The organism is Shinella sp. G-2, assembly GCF_050172695.1.
GTDB lineage: Bacteria > Pseudomonadota > Alphaproteobacteria > Rhizobiales > Rhizobiaceae > Shinella.
This window is the reverse complement of sequence record NZ_JBBEYH010000006.1, coordinates 71,430-87,154: the sequence shown is the minus strand read 5'-3', so window position 1 is coordinate 87,154 and position 15,725 is coordinate 71,430. Positions and strand designations below refer to the sequence as shown.

General features: G+C 62.8%; 14 protein-coding genes and 1 pseudogene. 1 reads left to right on the top strand and 14 read right to left on the bottom strand.

Features of this window, described 5'->3' with window-relative positions; genetic code table 11:
* Positions 1-69: 69 nt before the first annotated feature.
* The 5 genes from V8U06_RS12685 to V8U06_RS12665 all read right to left on the bottom strand — a co-directional run bounded on the left by V8U06_RS12685 (position 70) and on the right by V8U06_RS12665 (position 4,692).
* The gene (locus V8U06_RS12685; RefSeq protein WP_427140930.1) at positions 70-1,557 is read right to left on the bottom strand and encodes a M81 family metallopeptidase; all 1,488 of its coding nucleotides are present in this window, start codon (positions 1,555-1,557) and stop codon (positions 70-72) included.
* 109 nt (positions 1,558-1,666) lie between these two features.
* Positions 1,667-2,413, bottom strand: coding sequence for an amino acid ABC transporter ATP-binding protein (locus V8U06_RS12680; protein WP_427140929.1), 747 nt, complete (start codon positions 2,411-2,413; stop codon positions 1,667-1,669).
* Positions 2,414-2,422: 9 nt separating this feature from the next.
* Positions 2,423-3,100, bottom strand: coding sequence for an ABC transporter permease subunit (locus tag V8U06_RS12675; protein WP_427140928.1), 678 nt, complete (start codon positions 3,098-3,100; stop codon positions 2,423-2,425).
* Positions 3,093-3,818: an ABC transporter permease gene (locus V8U06_RS12670; protein ID WP_427140927.1), complete on the bottom strand. Its 726-nt coding sequence runs from the start codon at positions 3,816-3,818 to the stop codon at positions 3,093-3,095. The genes V8U06_RS12675 and V8U06_RS12670 overlap by 8 nt, the downstream gene beginning before the upstream one ends.
* Before the next feature lie 79 nt (positions 3,819-3,897).
* Positions 3,898-4,692, bottom strand: a complete 795-nt coding sequence (locus tag V8U06_RS12665; RefSeq protein WP_427141088.1) for a transporter substrate-binding domain-containing protein — start codon at positions 4,690-4,692, stop codon at positions 3,898-3,900.
* Between the two features lie 219 nt (positions 4,693-4,911).
* On the opposite strand from V8U06_RS12665, the gene V8U06_RS12660 reads away from it, so the two are divergent.
* Complete coding sequence (locus V8U06_RS12660) at positions 4,912-5,817, top strand: LysR family transcriptional regulator (protein ID WP_427140926.1); 906 nt, start codon at positions 4,912-4,914, stop codon at positions 5,815-5,817.
* 193 nt (positions 5,818-6,010) lie between these two features.
* Here the strand turns inward: V8U06_RS12660 and V8U06_RS12655 are convergent, their stop codons facing one another.
* From V8U06_RS12655 to V8U06_RS12615, 9 genes and pseudogenes are all read right to left on the bottom strand, one after another.
* Positions 6,011-7,117, bottom strand: coding sequence for an ABC transporter ATP-binding protein (locus V8U06_RS12655; RefSeq protein WP_427140925.1), 1,107 nt, complete (start codon positions 7,115-7,117; stop codon positions 6,011-6,013).
* 38 nt (positions 7,118-7,155) lie between these two features.
* Entirely contained in the window at positions 7,156-8,559 is a 1,404-nt protein-coding gene (locus tag V8U06_RS12650) for an NAD(P)/FAD-dependent oxidoreductase (protein WP_427140924.1), read from the bottom strand.
* The gene (locus tag V8U06_RS12645) at positions 8,556-9,425 is read right to left on the bottom strand and encodes a PfkB family carbohydrate kinase (protein WP_427140923.1); all 870 of its coding nucleotides are present in this window, start codon (positions 9,423-9,425) and stop codon (positions 8,556-8,558) included. The genes V8U06_RS12650 and V8U06_RS12645 overlap by 4 nt, the downstream gene beginning before the upstream one ends.
* A pseudogene (locus tag V8U06_RS12640) lies at positions 9,422-10,160 on the bottom strand (sugar phosphate isomerase/epimerase family protein). Before V8U06_RS12640 ends, V8U06_RS12645 begins: the two are co-directional and overlap by 4 nt.
* 109 nt (positions 10,161-10,269) lie before the next feature.
* Positions 10,270-11,130: a carbohydrate ABC transporter permease gene (locus tag V8U06_RS12635; RefSeq protein ID WP_130520643.1), complete on the bottom strand. Its 861-nt coding sequence runs from the start codon at positions 11,128-11,130 to the stop codon at positions 10,270-10,272.
* A complete protein-coding gene (locus tag V8U06_RS12630; RefSeq protein WP_427140922.1) occupies positions 11,127-12,092 on the bottom strand; it encodes a carbohydrate ABC transporter permease in 966 nt (321 codons plus the stop codon). Before V8U06_RS12630 ends, V8U06_RS12635 begins: the two co-directional genes overlap by 4 nt.
* Positions 12,093-12,105: 13 nt before the next feature.
* Entirely contained in the window at positions 12,106-13,431 is a 1,326-nt protein-coding gene (locus V8U06_RS12625) for an ABC transporter substrate-binding protein (RefSeq protein ID WP_427140921.1), read from the bottom strand.
* A gap of 79 nt (positions 13,432-13,510) precedes the next feature.
* Entirely contained in the window at positions 13,511-14,524 is a 1,014-nt protein-coding gene (locus V8U06_RS12620) for an SIS domain-containing protein (RefSeq protein WP_427140920.1), read from the bottom strand.
* 166 nt (positions 14,525-14,690) lie between these two features.
* Positions 14,691-15,683: a LacI family DNA-binding transcriptional regulator gene (locus V8U06_RS12615; RefSeq protein WP_427140919.1), complete on the bottom strand. Its 993-nt coding sequence runs from the start codon at positions 15,681-15,683 to the stop codon at positions 14,691-14,693.
* Between the last annotated feature and the right edge of the window lie 42 nt (positions 15,684-15,725).

The following is a 15,725-nucleotide window of genomic DNA, read 5'->3' as shown; positions in this document are numbered from 1 at the left end:
TCCACGGCCTGCGGTGGCAGGGTACGCGAAAGGCTCCGCTTCTTTTCGGACACGGAGCCGCCGAGCGTATCAGCCATCCAGGGGAAAGACGGGTCGGCGAAGCCGGGCGTAGTTTCTGCGCGCAAGGTCTGGCGAGCTGAGGCCGCCCGCATCCGTGACGATCATGCGCGCTGCGATCGGGCCGAATGCGCCCTTGAAGTGCTGCATGGATTTTACCGCCAGGATCGCCTTGTCGGCCGGTTCTATTCCCACGGCGCGGAATATGTTCTTGTCCAGCATCTGCATGCGCTCTGAGACGATCATGATGTCCAGTCCGTCGACGCGCAGGCAAACACTCGTACCGCAGGTGCCGGGCAGGCCGGTGAACATCGGCCCCTCGAAAACGAACCTACCGTCCGTCACGGCCATGACCGTGCCCGTCACCGTTAGGGGGCCACCGCCGACCGCCGGATCCGTGCGCCCGCCGATCGTCACCGTAACCTCGGCCCCAACGCCGGCCGCCGCGATCTCGCGCACCGCGTCAGGATCGAGCAAAGCCCCGGCAGCGGCATCGGTGAGCTTTGCCTCCAGCATGGCGGCGATCAGCGCCGTGCAGTCGCTATAGGCGCCAGATCCGGGATTGTCGGAAAAATCCGCCACCACGACGATGCCGTCCCTGGGATCGGCGTGCGCAAGCTCCGCAATGCATGCCGAGAGCGGTACCGGCTGTGTCCAATCGTTGCGGTAGGACCAGATCGCTGCGCAGAGCCGTTCTCCCACGCCCTCCGCAGCCGCGGCGGGTATGGTGGCGCTGTCATAGGTGACGACGACGCTTGGCCCGGCGGCCCAGACATCGGCATCGGTGAAGCCGGCGTTGATCGACACGGCGAGCATGCCCGGCGCCGCTGCCTCATCCGCTGCTTTTTCCAGGAGACGGCACATCGGCCCGTTGTCGGTCGTGCGGCCGTCGTCGCAGCCGAGCAGCATGGGAGGGCGGCGGATAGCGAGTTTCGGCGCGATCTCGCCGACCATCGCCCGGTGCAGCAGATCGCAGGCCTCGACACCCACCTCCCGCATGTCGACATGCGGATAGGTGCGGAAGGAGACGGAGATCTGGGCAAGGTCGGCCAGATCGTCGAAGACGTTGGCATGCAGGTCCAGGGTGATGGCGACCGGCACGGCATCGCCCACCACCGCGCGGATTTCCCGCAGAAACTGGCAATCGCCGTCCTCGTCCGTTTCTGTCACCATCGCGCCGTGCAGCGCGACGAAGACCCCATCAAAGGGCCCGCTTTCCTCCAGCCGGCGCAGGCATTCCCGCGTGATCTCGACCCGTGCCTCTTCAAGCACGATGCCGTTCGGCTCGGCATGGGCCGCGACGATGTGGACCGGTGTCCAGCCCCGCGCATGGGCAACCTCCATCGCCCCGCCCACTTCCGATCCCGTGCCTGCAAAGTTCTGCGCAATCTCGTCGCCCCTGAAGTAGTGCGAGGCATGAAAATCGTCAATCCCGGTTCGCTTCAACGTGAACGTGTTGGATTCGTTGATGAACTCTATGATGGCGACACGATAGGACATGAAATACCCTTCCCTGCCCGTAAGGGCAGACGATGAATTGGCGTGGAGCAATGCGGAGACGCGGCCCGGTTTTCGAGAGGGCGCAAGGTGTCAGGAAGCCATGGCGCCCTCATTCGTTCTGCGCGATGCGGCTGAGGAAGCGACGGGATCGCTCCTTCGCGCCGGAACTGAAGAACACGTCCGGCGGCACGGCCTCGACGATTTCCCCCTTTTCCATGAACACGATGCGGTCGGCGACTTTGCGGGCGAAGCCCATTTCGTGGGTCACGCACAGCATCGTCATGCCCTCGGCGGCAAGCCCGGTCATCACCTCAAGCACTTCGGCGATCGATTCCGGATCGAGCGCGGAAGTCGGCTCGTCGAAGAGCATGATGTCAGGCCGAAGGCAGAGGCTCCGCGCGATAGCGACGCGCTGCTGCTGGCCGCCCGAAAGCTGGTGGGGATATTTGCCGGCATGGCCATCCATGCGCACCCGGGAAAGCAGCGTCATGGCGAGCGCCTCCGCCTCTGCCTTCATGACACCATGCGTATGGATCGGCGAGAGGGTGCAGTTGCCAAGCACGGTCAGGTGCGGGATCAGGTTGAAATGCTGGAAGCACATGCCGACCCGGTTGCGCACCGCGCGAATGGTCTTCGGCACGTCGTCGAGCAGGATGCCGTCGACCGTCAGCCGGCCCGACTGGTGGGGTTCCAGCCGGTTTATGCAGCGGATCAGCGTGGATTTTCCCGAACCGGACGGACCGCACAGCACGATGCGCTCGCCGCGGGAGACCGAAAGGTCGATATCCTTCAGCGCATGAAAGGCGCCGTAGAATTTGTTGAGCCGCTCGAAGCGGACGGCGGGCTGCTGCTGCATGAAGCTCTCCTACCGCGCGACCCAGGGCGTGCGCGCCTCGATCCGCCGCACGGCCCATTCGATGAGAAGGACGACGACCAGATAGTGCGCCGCCGCCACGTAATAGACGCCAAGGTCAAAGGTCTTCGAGAAGATGAACCGTGCCTGCCCCATCAGGTCGAAGACCGTGATGATGGCGACGAGCGAGGTGGACTTCAAAAGCAGGATCACCTCGTTGCCGAGTGCCGGCAGCGCCTTGGAAAGAGCGATCGGCAACAGCACGCGCCGGAAGGCCGTCCAGCGCGTCAGGTTGAGTGCCGCATTGGTTTCGAGCACAGACCGGGAAATCGTATCGAGGCTGCCCCGGATGATCTCGGCCTGATAGGCGGCGGTGTTGAGCACCAGGGCCAGAAGGCCGCAATAGGTGGCGTCACGGAAGAACCACCAGAGCCCCAACTGCCTGAGTTCACGGTTGAACTGGCCGACGCCGTAATAGATCAGGAACAACAGCACCAGCAGCGGCAGACCGCGCAGCACGTTGACATAGGCGAGCGCCAGGAGGCCCAGCACGCCTCTGGAGCGCGCGCGCGCCACGCCGATCGGCACTGCGAGGAAGAAGCCTATGACGACCGCCGAGACGGTGAGACCGATCGTGGTGAGGAGGCCATCGCGCCAGAGCGGCAGATTGTCGAGCCAGAGGTCAAGCATGCGCCGCTCCGGTGGCTGAAAAACCGCGCGATGCCCGCAGCTCCAGCGCCTTCTGCGCCCGCGACGAGAGGGTCACCAGCGCGACATAGAGCACGCCGATGGCGAGATAGAACAGGAACGGTTCGCGCGTCGTGTTGATCGCCATGACGGCGACATGGGTAAGATCGCTGAGCGCGATCACCGAAACAAGGGAAGTGTCCTTCAGGAGAATTACCCAGAGATTGCCGAAGCCCGGCAGCGCGTGACGCCACAGCTGCGGCAGGATCACCTTCTGGAACGCCCGCATGGGGGGTAATCCCAGCGCCGCGGCCGCCTCGAACTGTCCGCGGCCCACCGCATTCATCGCAGCACGCACGACCTCGCTGCCATAGGCGCTGATGACGAGGCTGAGCGCGACGAGTCCGGCGATAAAGGGGCTGATGGAGAGATCGCTTCCCGGCGAAAGGCGCTGCGCCAGCCAGTTCAGCACCGCCTGAGCCTGGTAGTAGAGGATGAGAAGCGTCAGAATTTCCGGCAGGCTCTTGAAGAGCGTCGCATAGGCCTGCCCGAAGAGCCGCACCGGCGCCAGTGATGCGGTGCGCGCCCAATGGACGGCGAAGGACAGCGCGATCGCCACCGGAAAGGTGGCCAGCGCCAGCGCGAGGGTGACGGCAAGGCCCCGAAGGATCTCGTCGCCCCATCCGCCCGCGCCGAAGGCAAGAAGGGATAGCTGGTTCATGAACCTGTCCGGAAAGGGCTGACGGCGGGCGCAGCCCGCCAACCGGGCTGCGCCAATGTTTCATGCGGTCAGAACCGGATTATTTTGCGAACAGCTCGCTCGCATTCTTCGGCTTCTGACGGATATCGAAGTCGAAGTATTTCTTTCGGATCGTCTCGTAGGTGCCGTTGCCGACGAGGGTCGCCAGCGCCGCGTTCACCCGCTCGCGAAGAGCGTTGTCTTCCTTGCGGAAGGCAAGTCCGGCGCCGAGCGTACCGTCCTGAAGGAACTCCTCGCCGACGAAGACGCAGCAGTCCTCGCCCTTGGCCAGCCAGTCCGCGCTGGCGATCTTCGATTCGACCAGGAGGTCGAGGCGGCTGCTCTTCATGTCGAGGAAGGCCTCGCCCAGCGTCGGATAGAGCTTCACCTCATTGTTGGGGAAGAAGTCCTTGAGCATGTCGGCCGCAATCGAGCCCGACTGGGTGCCGATCACCATGCCCTCGGCGGTTGCGGGTGTGACGTCCTTCAGGTCGAGGTCCTTCGATGCGACGAAGCGCATGGCGTTGAAATAGTAGGGATCGGAGAAGCTGACCTGTTCCCTGCGCGCTTCCGTGATCGCCATCGATGAGGCGATGATGTCGAATTTGCTGGCCTGCAGCGCCGGAATAATGCCGCTCCACTCGTTGGTGCTCCACACGCATTCTGCTTTCAGCTCCGCGCAGATCGCGTTGCCGAGATCGATGTCGAAGCCCTTGAGCTGGCCATCCTCGGCCACATAGTTGAAGGGTGGATAGGCGCCCTCCGCGCCCATGCGGATCGTCTCGGCCGCGGCCGATGCTGCTCCCGACAGGACGATCGCGATCGCCGTGCACGCATAGAGCGCCAGTTTTCTCATCATCGTTCCCTCATTATGTTTGTTTCGCCGGATTGTCTCGCCCACAGCCCCGCCCTCCAGTGCGTAACACCGAAGCGAAGGCAAAAACCTGATTTTTCCGGGTCTTGGCGAACGATGCGTCCGGTCGGTTTTCGTTCTGCCCCTGTAGGATTACTGTTGAGCCGGCGCTGCAACAATGCAAAAGATATATTCTTAACTATTAGTTTTCCTCATGGTTCGATGACAGACCGGCACCATCGTCGACAATTGGTCAATCTGCGCGCATTGCGCGCCTTCGAGGCCGTGGGCCACCACCGCAGCTTCACGGCGGCGGCAAGCGAGCTTGCCGTCAGTCAGGGCGCTGTCAGCCACCAGATCAAACAGCTCGAAGAACGGCTTGGCAGGCGCCTCCTGGAGCGCAACTCGCGCGGGGTCAGCCTTACTGCGGAAGGCACTTTGCTGCTCGATGCCTGCGCGCGGGCTTTCGAGGATCTAGCGAATGTGCTGTCGCTTATTGGCCAGGCAACTGAGACGAAGATCCTGCGTATTCGCACCGGCCCCTTTTTCGCAATGGAAGTGCTGGTGCCCCGCATGGCCGGCTTTCTTGAGCAGAACCCCGGTATCCAACTGCATCTCAGCAACCTGGAAGAGCGAAGCGGTCCGGTCGAGCGTGAGGACGCCCAGATCAAATACTGCGCTCATCCTCCCTTGGGCGACTATGCGGTCGAGGTGCTGCGCGAACGCCTGGTTCCCGTGTGCAGCCCCGCGTTGCTCGACACCGTCGAGCACGCCGAAGAACTGCTGTTCAGCCGCAGCGTCACACGACTGCACTATCGCAATGCCAGTGACTGGAAGAACTGGCTGACCCACAACAAGCTGCAGGAAACGCAGACCAACGCCAATCTCTTCTTCGACGACCAGCATACGCTGCTTGCCGCCGCACGCTCTGGCCACGGTATCGGCTTCTCGCACCGCGCCTTCGTCGAGGCCGACATTGCGCGCGGCACCCTGTGTATCCTTTCCGAAGAGACATTCCAGCCCGCGGAATGCTACATGTTCGTCTGCCCCAAGGAGAGCATCGAGGCCAATCCGCCACTCGCCCGCTTCCGTGACTGGCTGCTTCGGGAGGTCGGCAGGATACGGTAGAAAGTGACAAGTCACGACGATCCGCGCCCCACGCGTTTCCAGGTGAGTGCGGGGCAACATCCGGGCGTATGTCTCCCGCAGGGTGCTCAAGAAGGAGCGCTGCCGCTTGGAAGGAGACGTCGGGCCCCGTGGCCCGCGCAGCAGGTGAATAACTCGACCATGAAGCCATGGGACGCGGCATCTTCTGCGAAGACTACCGTATACCGCACGAAACGGCTTTGCCGGCCGCGTCAAAGACGCGGATGTCCTGCCCGCGTACGGAAAAAGCAATGTCCTGCAGGCGCGCGAACGCGCTCTCTCCATCCACCTTGACCAGGAATTTGTCGCTGGTGCCGGGCAGGTCCAGATAGAGGATTTGCACCTCGCCGAGATGTTCGATGAGATCGATGCTTCCCGTGAAGGTCGGATCGTTTTCGACGCCGGCAACGACCCGCGTATTTTCCGGGCGGATGCCGATGCTCACGGCCTCGCCTTTCGAAAGCCTGCCGGGTTCGGCGGTTAGTTCAAGCGTGATCCCGCAATCGAGCCGGCAGCGTGCCGATGTCGCGTCCCGCTCGACGACCGTTCCTTTGAGGATGTTCATCGCCGGCGAGCCGATGAACTGTGCGACGAAGAGGTTGGCCGGGTTGCGGTAAAGATCGGTCGGCGTGCCGACCTGCTCTATGTCTCCGTCCTTGAAGACGACGATGCGGTCCGCCAGCGTCATCGCCTCGACCTGGTCATGGGTGACATAGATCATCGTCACATCCGGCATGCTTTGCTTGAGCTTGGCGATCTCGATGCGGGTGGCGACGCGCAGGGCGGCGTCGAGGTTCGACAAGGGCTCGTCGAACAGGAAGACCCGCGGATTGCGCACGATGGCGCGGCCGATGGCGACACGCTGCCGCTGCCCGCCGGAAAGTGCCTTTGGCTGGCGTTGCAGGTATTTGTCGAGTTGGAGGATTTCGGCCGCCTTGCGCACACGCGCATCGATCTCGGCCTTCTGCGTTCCCGCGATGCGCAAGCCGAAGGCCATGTTCTCGTAGACGGTCATATGCGGGTAGAGCGCATAGGACTGGAACACCATGGAGATGCCCCGCTTGGATGGGGCAACGGCATTCATCCGCGCACCGTCAATGACAAGGTCACCGGTCGTAATCGTTTCCAGGCCGGCGATCGAGCGCAACAGGGTGGATTTCCCGCAGCCCGAGGGACCGACGAAGACGATGAACTCGCCCGACTTTATCTCCAGATCGATCCCGTGCAGGACTTCCAGTTCCCCATAGGCCTTGCGGATATTTCTCAGCGACAGATCGGCCATCGTTCCATTCCGTTGTTCGATTTCAAAAGCACATGTCGTCAGGGCGCGAGCCCGGCCAGGAACCGCGTGATCGGCCCCGGTTTCCTGTCGAGAATTTCGAGGTCGTTCTTGCGCCGGATGGCGCAGCGAACGACCCGGGCGCCCAGATACCGCAGAGGCTCGGACGGCAGCCTCGTGCGCTTGCCGATGCCGACCAGACCGCACCGGCTCCAGATGTCGTCGCGCTCAAGAACGAGGCTCGCCATGATGCGGCCGGCGACAGGCGCCTGCGCGATGCCGGTGCCATTGAAGCCCATCGCATAGAAGATGTTCGCATGGTCCTTCAGATGCCCGAAGACCGGCAGATGCTGCGCCGTGCAGTCAATCGGGCCGCTCCAGTCATGGAGCACCGGCACGTCCTTCAATTCGGGATAGACCCGGTGCATTTCGCGGATATTCTCCGCGCCGCCGTCGCCGCTCCGGTTGAAACGGGCGTCGATACGGTCGCCGTAGGCGATGCCGCCGGTGCCCCGGCCGAAGATCACCGTACCCTCGGGCGTGCGCTGGTAATAGAGGACATGCTGCTGTGCGTCGCAGATCGACGCCCCGTCCGTCCAACCGATCCGCGCGAGGATATCGGGCGCGGGCGCCGTTGCGATGACCTGGCTGCTGACCACATAGAGATAGGGATGCAGCTCCGGAATGGCGGAGAGCCAGGCATTTGCGGCGAGCACCACCTTGCCGGCGGTCAGTGTTCCCTCCGCGGTTCGCAATTTGAGCCGGGGGCCTGGCACGATCTCTATCACCGGGCTGCGTTCGTGAAGGACGATGCCCCTCGAAAGCGCCAGGCTGCGCAGGCCGATGGCGAGCTTTGCGGGCTGCACCGTCCCCGCCCTTTCCTCCAGAATGCCGACATAGGAGACGGCCGAGCCGGTGCGACGCAGGATGTCTTCGTGCCGGAGCGGACGGAAGCGGTCCTCGCCGAGCGCGCGGCAAAGTTCGGTCGCCGCCGTCCAGGCACCTTCCTGGGCGGTCGAGCTGGCCGTCCACAACCAGCCGTCGAGCCTCAGGTCCATGTCGATGGTGCCGGAGGCCTGCAGGCCGTTCAACTCCTCGATCGCGTCGGCGGTTGCCCGGCACAGCATGAGCGCGTCGTCTTCGCCGACAAGCGCGTGCAGCATGTCGATTTCGGCAAACCAGCTATGGACCTGGCCGCCATTGCGACCCGAGGCACCGGAACCGCAGAAATCCGCTTCGAGCACGGTGATGCGGGTTTCGGGCGCCTGTTCCTTGATCCGGAGCGCGGTCCAGAGGCCGGCATAGCCGCCGCCGACGATGGCAAAATCGCAATCCGCGCTGCCCTGCAAAGGTGGCGCGACGGCATCCGCCGCGATGCTCTGCAGCCAGAACGAGCGATCGCCCTTTGGCGCCGCGACCGGCGGCCTCAGTGTGATGGTGTTCATGTTGCCGCCCTCTCCGTGCTGCCGATGACATCGACATATTTGTCAAGCAGCCAGTCCGGGATGGCCCGGATGGGCTGCGGGAAGCCGCCGAGATGGGTGCAGGTTTCCGATGCCCTTTCGGCGGCGAGGTCGAGCGCCGTCTGCACGGGCAGGCCCGTGAAGAACCGCGACGCGATGAAGGTCGCGATGAAACTGTCCCCCGCGCCGCAGGTGTCGATGACGGTGACCGGCACGGAACCCGCCCTGGATGTCACGGTTCCATCGTCGTGGAAGGAGCCGCGCCTGCCGCAGGTGACGACGACCTGCCGGGCACCTGCGGCCCTGAACTGTGCGATCAGCGGTTCGACCGGCTCTGCCGGATCGTCCGGGCCGGAGGCGAAGACCAGCGGCACGCCGTGCAGCGAAAGGTCGAAATGCCGGGTGGAAACGTCGATGCTGAAGGGAACGTCATCGGCGACGAGCCGGCGGACGAGCGCTTCGCTGGAATTCGTGCCGAGATGCACCCAGTCGGCTTGCCGTAGCGCCTTGTAGCGATCTGCACTCGGAACATAATTTTCCCCCACGCCGAGCGACTCGAGAAGGAAGCGCCGTTCGCCGGCGTCGTCCGTGAGCAACGTGACTGCCGATGCGCCGGGGCGAATCTCGGCGTCATGGCGGTCGAGCCCCGCCTCCTCGATGGCGGCGAGCATGATGTCGGCTTCCGCATCCGACCCCAGCGCGCCGAAATAGCGGGCATTCAAACTGTGTCGCCGCCATTGCACGGCAACATTGAGGGCATTGCCGCCCACGGTGACGAACCCTTTGCTGAGATAGGCATCGAGGCAATTGTCACCGACAGCGATCAGGTTGGGATTGGCCGTCGTCATTCTGTGTCCGCTTCATCGAGATGGGGGGCAATGGCGTCGAGGCATCGCCGCCAGGCGGCAAGGGGATCGAGCGCATAGGAACCGTTGCCGAAAGGTTCGAAGGTCAGCGTGCCGGCGAAGCCGTGCCTGCCGAGTTGTCCGAGATAGTCGCCGAGCGGCAGGTTGCCGTCGCCCCAGGCAAGATGCCCGGCTGGCGTTCCATCCACGATATGCACATGCGCGATGCGCTTGCCGAAGCGCTCGAAGTAGCCGTCGACGCTGTCGTTTGCCGTCGCCATGGCAACGAGATCGAGAACGATGTCGATATCGTCGCCGTCGAGCGCGCGCCAGAAGCTCTGAAGCGCGTCGGCATCGGTTGCTTTCGAGGCGCTGAAGGGGTTCCAGCAGGCAGCAGACGCCAAGCGAGCGTGCATGGGCCGCGATCCGGTTGATCGACTGGATCGAATTGCCCCAGGCGGTTTCGCGGCTTTCGCATTCGAAGCCGCGGCCCGGTGTCAGGAAAAGATACTTCGCACCAAGTTCCGCGCAAATATCCGCCGCGCGCAGGAAACGCTCGACGCTCGCCGCGCGATAGGCGCTGTCGCCGGATGCGATGTTGATCGGATAGAGGACCTGCTCGGGCGTGAAGCAGTGGACCGTCAGGCCGTTGTCGCCAAGGATCGCCCTCACCTCCGCAAGCCGCGCGCGATTGTCGTGGAAGAGATCGAGATGCGGGGCGACACCCCAGAACTCCATCCGCTGGAAGCCCATGCCGCTGAGTTTTTCGGCGGTCCAGCGGAAGGGGTGGTGCTGGAAGGAGAAGTTCGCACCGATGAGCTGTTGTCGTTTCAACATGATGCCTGCCCTATTTTCCGATGCCTTCGGCCAGCCCGCGGATGAAGAAGCGCTGGGCGGCAAAGAAGGCGATGACGATGGGGAGTGCCGAGAGTGTCATGGCGGCGAAGACGACCGCGTAGTTGGTGCCGTGTTTTGCCATGATCGAGGTGAGGCCGACGGGCAGCGTCTGCAGATCCGCGCCGCTGGTGAAGATCATAGCGAAGAGATATTCGTTCCAGGCGAAGAGCACATGCAGGATGACGCAGGAGACCAGGATCGGCTTGCACAGCGGCAGCGTCACTTTCCAGAAGATCTGGCCTTCGCTGGCGCCGTCCATGATGGCGGCCTCGTCGAGGTCTCGCGGTAGCCCCAGCATATAGGCCCGGATCAGGAAGGTCGTGAAGGGAATGCGGAAGGCGGTGTAGAGAATGATGAGCGCCCAGTAGGTATTGTAGAGGCCGAGGTCCTGCATCATGCGCACCAGCGGGATCACGGCGACCGTCGGGCTGAGCATGAGGCCGCCGAGCACGATGCCGACGAAGAAAGGTTTTCCCGGCAGTTTCGAGCGGGTGAGGCCATACGCCGTCCAGGCGCTGACCAGCACCGTGCAGATGGCAGATGCGAGCGTGACGATGACGCTCGTCGCGATGTAGTTGCGGATGCCCTGGTTCCAGGCCGAAATGTAGTTCGCAATGCCGAAACCGCTCGGCAGCGCGAAGGGATTGCCGAAGATTTCGGCATTGGTCTTGAAGCCGTTCAGCGCCATCCAGAACAGCGGATACAGGACGAGGATGCCGAGGCTGATGAGGAAGGTCACGAGGCAGACTTTCGCCAGCACGGCGACGAAGTCGGTGCGCTCGGTTTCCCGGGTGTCATAGGCGAGGCTCACAGCTCGACCCTCCGTCTTTTCGTGTACCAGAGCTGCGCGAAGCCGGTCAGGAGCGTGATGACGAAGATCACCGATGCGATCGCCGCGCCGTAGCCGAAGTCGTTTTCGATGAAGCCCTGCTGGTAAAGCCACGTGCCGAGCACCTGACTGCTGTTGTTCGGCCCGCCGCCGGTCATCACCATGACCTCGTTGAACACCTGAAACGCGCCGGTGATGGTGACGATCACCATGAGGCCGGTCATTTCACGGGTCAGCGGAAAGGTGATGTTCCACAGGCGCCGCCAGGTCCCCGCCCCGTCCATGATCGCCGCGTCGTAGAGTTCGCGCGGGATCTTCTGGATCGCGATGGCGAAAAGCAGGGTGGAATAGCCGAAGCCCTGCCACTGGCTCATGGCGATGATGGCGTAGATTGCGGTCCCCTCCTCGCCGAGCCAGGCGCGCGACCACTGCGCCAGGCCGACCTGTGCCAATGCCGAATCCAGGAGGCCGATGTCGGGCTGGTAGATGAAATAGAAGAGAAGGCCGGTGACGGTGATCGAGATGGCCGAGGGTATGAAGTAGACGGCGCGCCAGAAGCGGCGCCATTTTTCCTCGGCAAGCCCCTCGATCAGCGCCGCGAGAACGAAGGCGCCGAAAACCTGGAAGACGACGGATATGACGGCATAAAGCGTGTTGTTGACGATCGCCGTCCAGACCACCGGGTCGCCTTGCAGGCGACGGTAATTTTCCAGGCCGATAAAGGCCGTCTCGCCGGTGAAGATGTCCTGGTTCTTCGTGCTGACGACGAAATTGTCGATGATGGGATAATAGACGAACCAGAGGATCAGGACGAAGGCGACCAGCACCCAGCGAAACGACAGGATCCCGGCCAGCGGGCCGAACCGGTTGCTTTCCGCCCGGTCCGGCCCGGTGAAGCCGATTTTTACGGCTTCACCCTTCTGCTCATGCTTCATGACAGTCATTTCAGGCCGATCCTCACTTGGACGAAGCCGCCGCTTCCTTGACCCGCTCCATGACCTCTTCGGGTGTCATCGAGCCGCCGATCAGCGCCTGGAGGCCGGAAAGCCAGGCGGACGCCACACGCGGCGGGTTGGCCGTATCGAGCCAGGGCATCAGGTAGGAGGCGCCGGCGATCACCTTGAGACCATCGACCACGGCCGGGTTCATGGCTTCCGCCGAATATCCGCCGACTGTCGCGCTCGGCTGGCCGTAAGGCGGCGCGGAGAGAACCTTGCCGTTTGCCGCCGAGGTCACGAAACGCATGAAGTCGATCGCAAGCGGGATGTTCTTGGATGCCGCATTGATCATGTAGCCTTCCGGCGCGCCTTCGACAGCCTTGGGATCACCCTTCGCGTCCTTCGGCACGGGAAGCGTGAAGAAGCCGAAATCGTCCCGGTTCAACGCGCCGTCCGCGGTCGACTGATCGAATTCGATGATCTCCTGATAGTACATGGCGGACTTGCCGTTGCTGAACTGCTGCAGAGCCGATGCATAGGATGAGCCGTTCGTGCCCGAACCATCGGAGCATTCGTCGATGAGCTGCTTGAACTGCGTCAGGCTGGCGACATAGCCGGGATCGGCGAATTCGGCGGTGGCAGGGACGAAATCCTTTTCGAGCGTCGCCTGCGGTACGTTGTAGGCCAGCAGCTGTCCGGCATAATGCACGCCCGGCCAGCCTTCCTTGTTGCCGAAGGAGACCGGCGTGACGCCGGATTTCTTCAGGGCGGCGCAGGCGCTGAGCAGGTCCTCGAAGGTCTTGGGCTCGGCGACGCCCGCCTTTTCGAACAGGCTCTTGTTGTAGCCCATGAACTTGGCGTCGAGATAAAGCGGAATGCCGTAAAGCTTGCCATTGTACTGGAAGGCGGAGACGGCAGCGGTCGCAAGCGTCTTGCCCCATTCGGTGTCGGGGCCGATGACCGGGGTCAGATCGACGGCGCGGTTTCCGCGCACGAAATTCTCACCCCAGCTTCCCGTCCAGGTGAAGTAGACGTCCGGCAGCGAATTGGAGGCGACGAGCGCCTTGGTCTTGCCCTTCACGCTGTCGTCGCTCTCCTGGATGAGCTCGACTTTCACGCCGGGATGAAGCTTTTCATAGTCCCTGGCGGCATCGACGAAGAAGGGAGAAAGCTGTTGCAGACCGAATTTGGTCAGCACGCTGACCGTGCCCGAATAGTCGACCGTCGCATTGGGATCGGCGATGACCGGCTCGGCTGCAGATGCAGCACCGACGCTGCCGATGACGAAGGCGGCGGTCGCGATTGCCGCAAGGCTGGTCGTGCTCAAGAACGTATTGGCTTTCATTTCGCAGTTCCTCTCTTGTTTTCGTTACGTCAGCATGCGTCAGGCAACCGGTCCGGCGTCGCCGCCGGACCGGAAGATCTCAGTATTCGACACGCTTGTAGTAGCGGCGCGTGGTCAGCGGGTGATCGCGCAGCACTTCCAGATGGGCGCTCAGGCGCTCCAGCATGGTCGCCAGGACGATCGGCGAGATGAGGCTGCGCGTCTTGGCCGAGACGCCCGGAAGCTTGGCGGAGGCCGCGTCGAGAACGCGCACCTTGTCGGTGTAGCGCTTGGCGAAGTTCTCCACGCGGTCCGTCAGGGGGCGCAAGGCATCCTCGCCCTTGAAGACGAAGAGGCTGACGCCCGGCTCTACCAGTTCCAGCGTTCCGTGGAAGAAGTCGGATGCCTGCACGGGGCGGGTGCGGATCCATTGCATCTCCTCCAGAATGCACATGCCGTAGTAGTGCGCTTCTGGCCAGACCGAGCCGGCGCCGGTAAAGATGTGGTAGGTCTCGTCCTTGATTTCCCGGGCGAGCGCGGCGGCCTCGGTCTCGTAGCCTTCCTTCACCGAAACCAGCAGTTCCGGCAGCAGCGCCAGCTCGCCGACCGTCGCATCGAAATCGGCGTATTCGCCGCGCTCGGCCAGCAGGGCGAGCACGATGAGCAGGGTCTGGAGATAGAAGGATTCCGAAGACGTATCGTCCTCGGCGAAGTTGGTGAAGTTGTGGTCGGCGTCACGGCCGAGCGGCGTATCCTTGTGGCCGGTGAGCGACAGCGTCTTCACGCCGCGCTCCTTCAGGAAGGCGAGAAGCTGCACGCTCTCCTTGGTGGTGCCGGAGAGCGACGGCAGCACGACCAGCGCCTTGTCGTCGAGGCCTGCCGGCGGCTCCAGAACGACCTGTGCGGAATAGGCGGCCGAAACCGGGAAGAGCGTTGCGTTGCGTGCAAGCTCGATGGCCGGCTGGGTCAGAAACTGCACGCCGCCGGTCCCCATGAAGAAGATGCGTTCCAGACCACCGTCCAGCAGTTCACGCATCAGGACACGCACGTCCTTGGCGATTGCAACTGCGCCGCTTTGGATCTTTACAAAGCGATCCCTATCGAAATTGAGCATTTGAACCTTCCCGTTTTGCGCTCCGCAATCGTCCTCGAAGCGAGCTGACGTCTTCACGCAGTGATCCTTGAGACAATGTGAGATCGATCTCACACATATTTAGCGCACAAGAAATTCCCGCTGACAAGTAGGGCGTCAAAAAAATATGGGAGGTCGTTTTTGCCCGTTAACCGGCGCTGTGGCGGCTGACGGAGCCGCGAACTATCAGCTTGGTTTCAAAGCGGATTTTCTGTGGCGGATCGCTTTTTCCGGAGAGCCTGTCAAACAGAAGCCGCGCGGCGGCCCGCCCGATTTCGGAAACCGGTTGCGAGACGACAGTGATCTGCGGATCGGTAAATGTCGCCAGATTGAAGTCGTCGAAACCGATCAGCGAGACGTCGTGGGGAATGGAGATTCCCATCGAACGGAAGGCAAGAAGAGCGCCCTGCGTCATCAGGCTGTCGACCGTGAAGAGCGCCGTCGGTGGCATCTTCTGACTGAAGAGTCGTATGGTCGCGTCGACGGCATGCTCTACCGTGGATTGTGAAACGGCGATCAGCCGGTCGTCCGGTGCGATGCCGCCGGCAGCAAGTGCGGTCCGGTAGCCGGTCATGCGCTCGCGCGAGGTGAAGATGCGCATATCGTCCTGCAGCAGGCCGATGCGGCGATGGCCCATGGCGATGAGATATTCCACCGCCTTGCGCGCGCCCCCTTCGTTATCCACCACCACATGGTCGCTCTCGACGTCCTCGGCAACACGGTCGATCAGGACGAGAGGCACGTTCTCGAGGTTCAGGCTTTGAAGGTGGGCGTTGTTCGTCGCTGAGGTCGGCGCCACGATGAAGCCCCGTATCGACAGTGAGCGCAGGCTCGACAGAAGCGAAATCTCCTGGTCCAGCTCCTCCTCGCTGCTGCCGATCACGAGGTTGTGCCCGCATTCGCGTGCAAGAACCTCGATATCATGGGCGATCCGAGCGAAGAACGGATTCTGGATATCCCCGAGGATACAGCCGACGATCGGCAATTGACCGTTGCGCAGCGCCTGCGCCAGGCGATTGCCACGATATCCCAGCTTTTCCGCCGCCGCCTGAACCTTCTGGGCGGTCTCGTCGCCAACATAGCCGTAACTGTTGAGAGCCCGGGCGGCCGTTGCGCGCGACACATTGGCGAGCGCCGCCACATCCTTCAAAGTCGCCGGTTTGCGAACCATGTCACCCTTCAA

Excerpts from the sequence above, each read along its gene's own strand:
- V8U06_RS12650 (WP_427140924.1), bottom strand. The coding sequence starts at position 8,559 with ATGAACACCATCACACTGAGGCCGCCGGTCGCGGCGCCAAAGGGCGAT.
- V8U06_RS12625 (WP_427140921.1), bottom strand. The coding sequence starts at position 13,431 with ATGAAAGCCAATACGTTCTTGAGCACGACCAGCCTTGCGGCAATCGCG.
- V8U06_RS12675 (WP_427140928.1), bottom strand. The coding sequence starts at position 3,100 with ATGCTTGACCTCTGGCTCGACAATCTGCCGCTCTGGCGCGATGGCCTC.
- V8U06_RS12660 (WP_427140926.1), top strand. The coding sequence starts at position 4,912 with ATGACAGACCGGCACCATCGTCGACAATTGGTCAATCTGCGCGCATTG.
- V8U06_RS12655 (WP_427140925.1), bottom strand. The coding sequence starts at position 7,117 with ATGGCCGATCTGTCGCTGAGAAATATCCGCAAGGCCTATGGGGAACTG.
- V8U06_RS12665 (WP_427141088.1), bottom strand. The coding sequence starts at position 4,692 with ATGAGAAAACTGGCGCTCTATGCGTGCACGGCGATCGCGATCGTCCTG.
- V8U06_RS12630 (WP_427140922.1), bottom strand. The coding sequence starts at position 12,092 with ATGACTGTCATGAAGCATGAGCAGAAGGGTGAAGCCGTAAAAATCGGC.
- V8U06_RS12670 (WP_427140927.1), bottom strand. The coding sequence starts at position 3,818 with ATGAACCAGCTATCCCTTCTTGCCTTCGGCGCGGGCGGATGGGGCGAC.
- V8U06_RS12685 (WP_427140930.1), bottom strand. The coding sequence starts at position 1,557 with ATGTCCTATCGTGTCGCCATCATAGAGTTCATCAACGAATCCAACACG.
- V8U06_RS12645 (WP_427140923.1), bottom strand. The coding sequence starts at position 9,425 with ATGACGACGGCCAATCCCAACCTGATCGCTGTCGGTGACAATTGCCTC.
- V8U06_RS12620 (WP_427140920.1), bottom strand. The coding sequence starts at position 14,524 with ATGCTCAATTTCGATAGGGATCGCTTTGTAAAGATCCAAAGCGGCGCA.
- V8U06_RS12680 (WP_427140929.1), bottom strand. The coding sequence starts at position 2,413 with ATGCAGCAGCAGCCCGCCGTCCGCTTCGAGCGGCTCAACAAATTCTAC.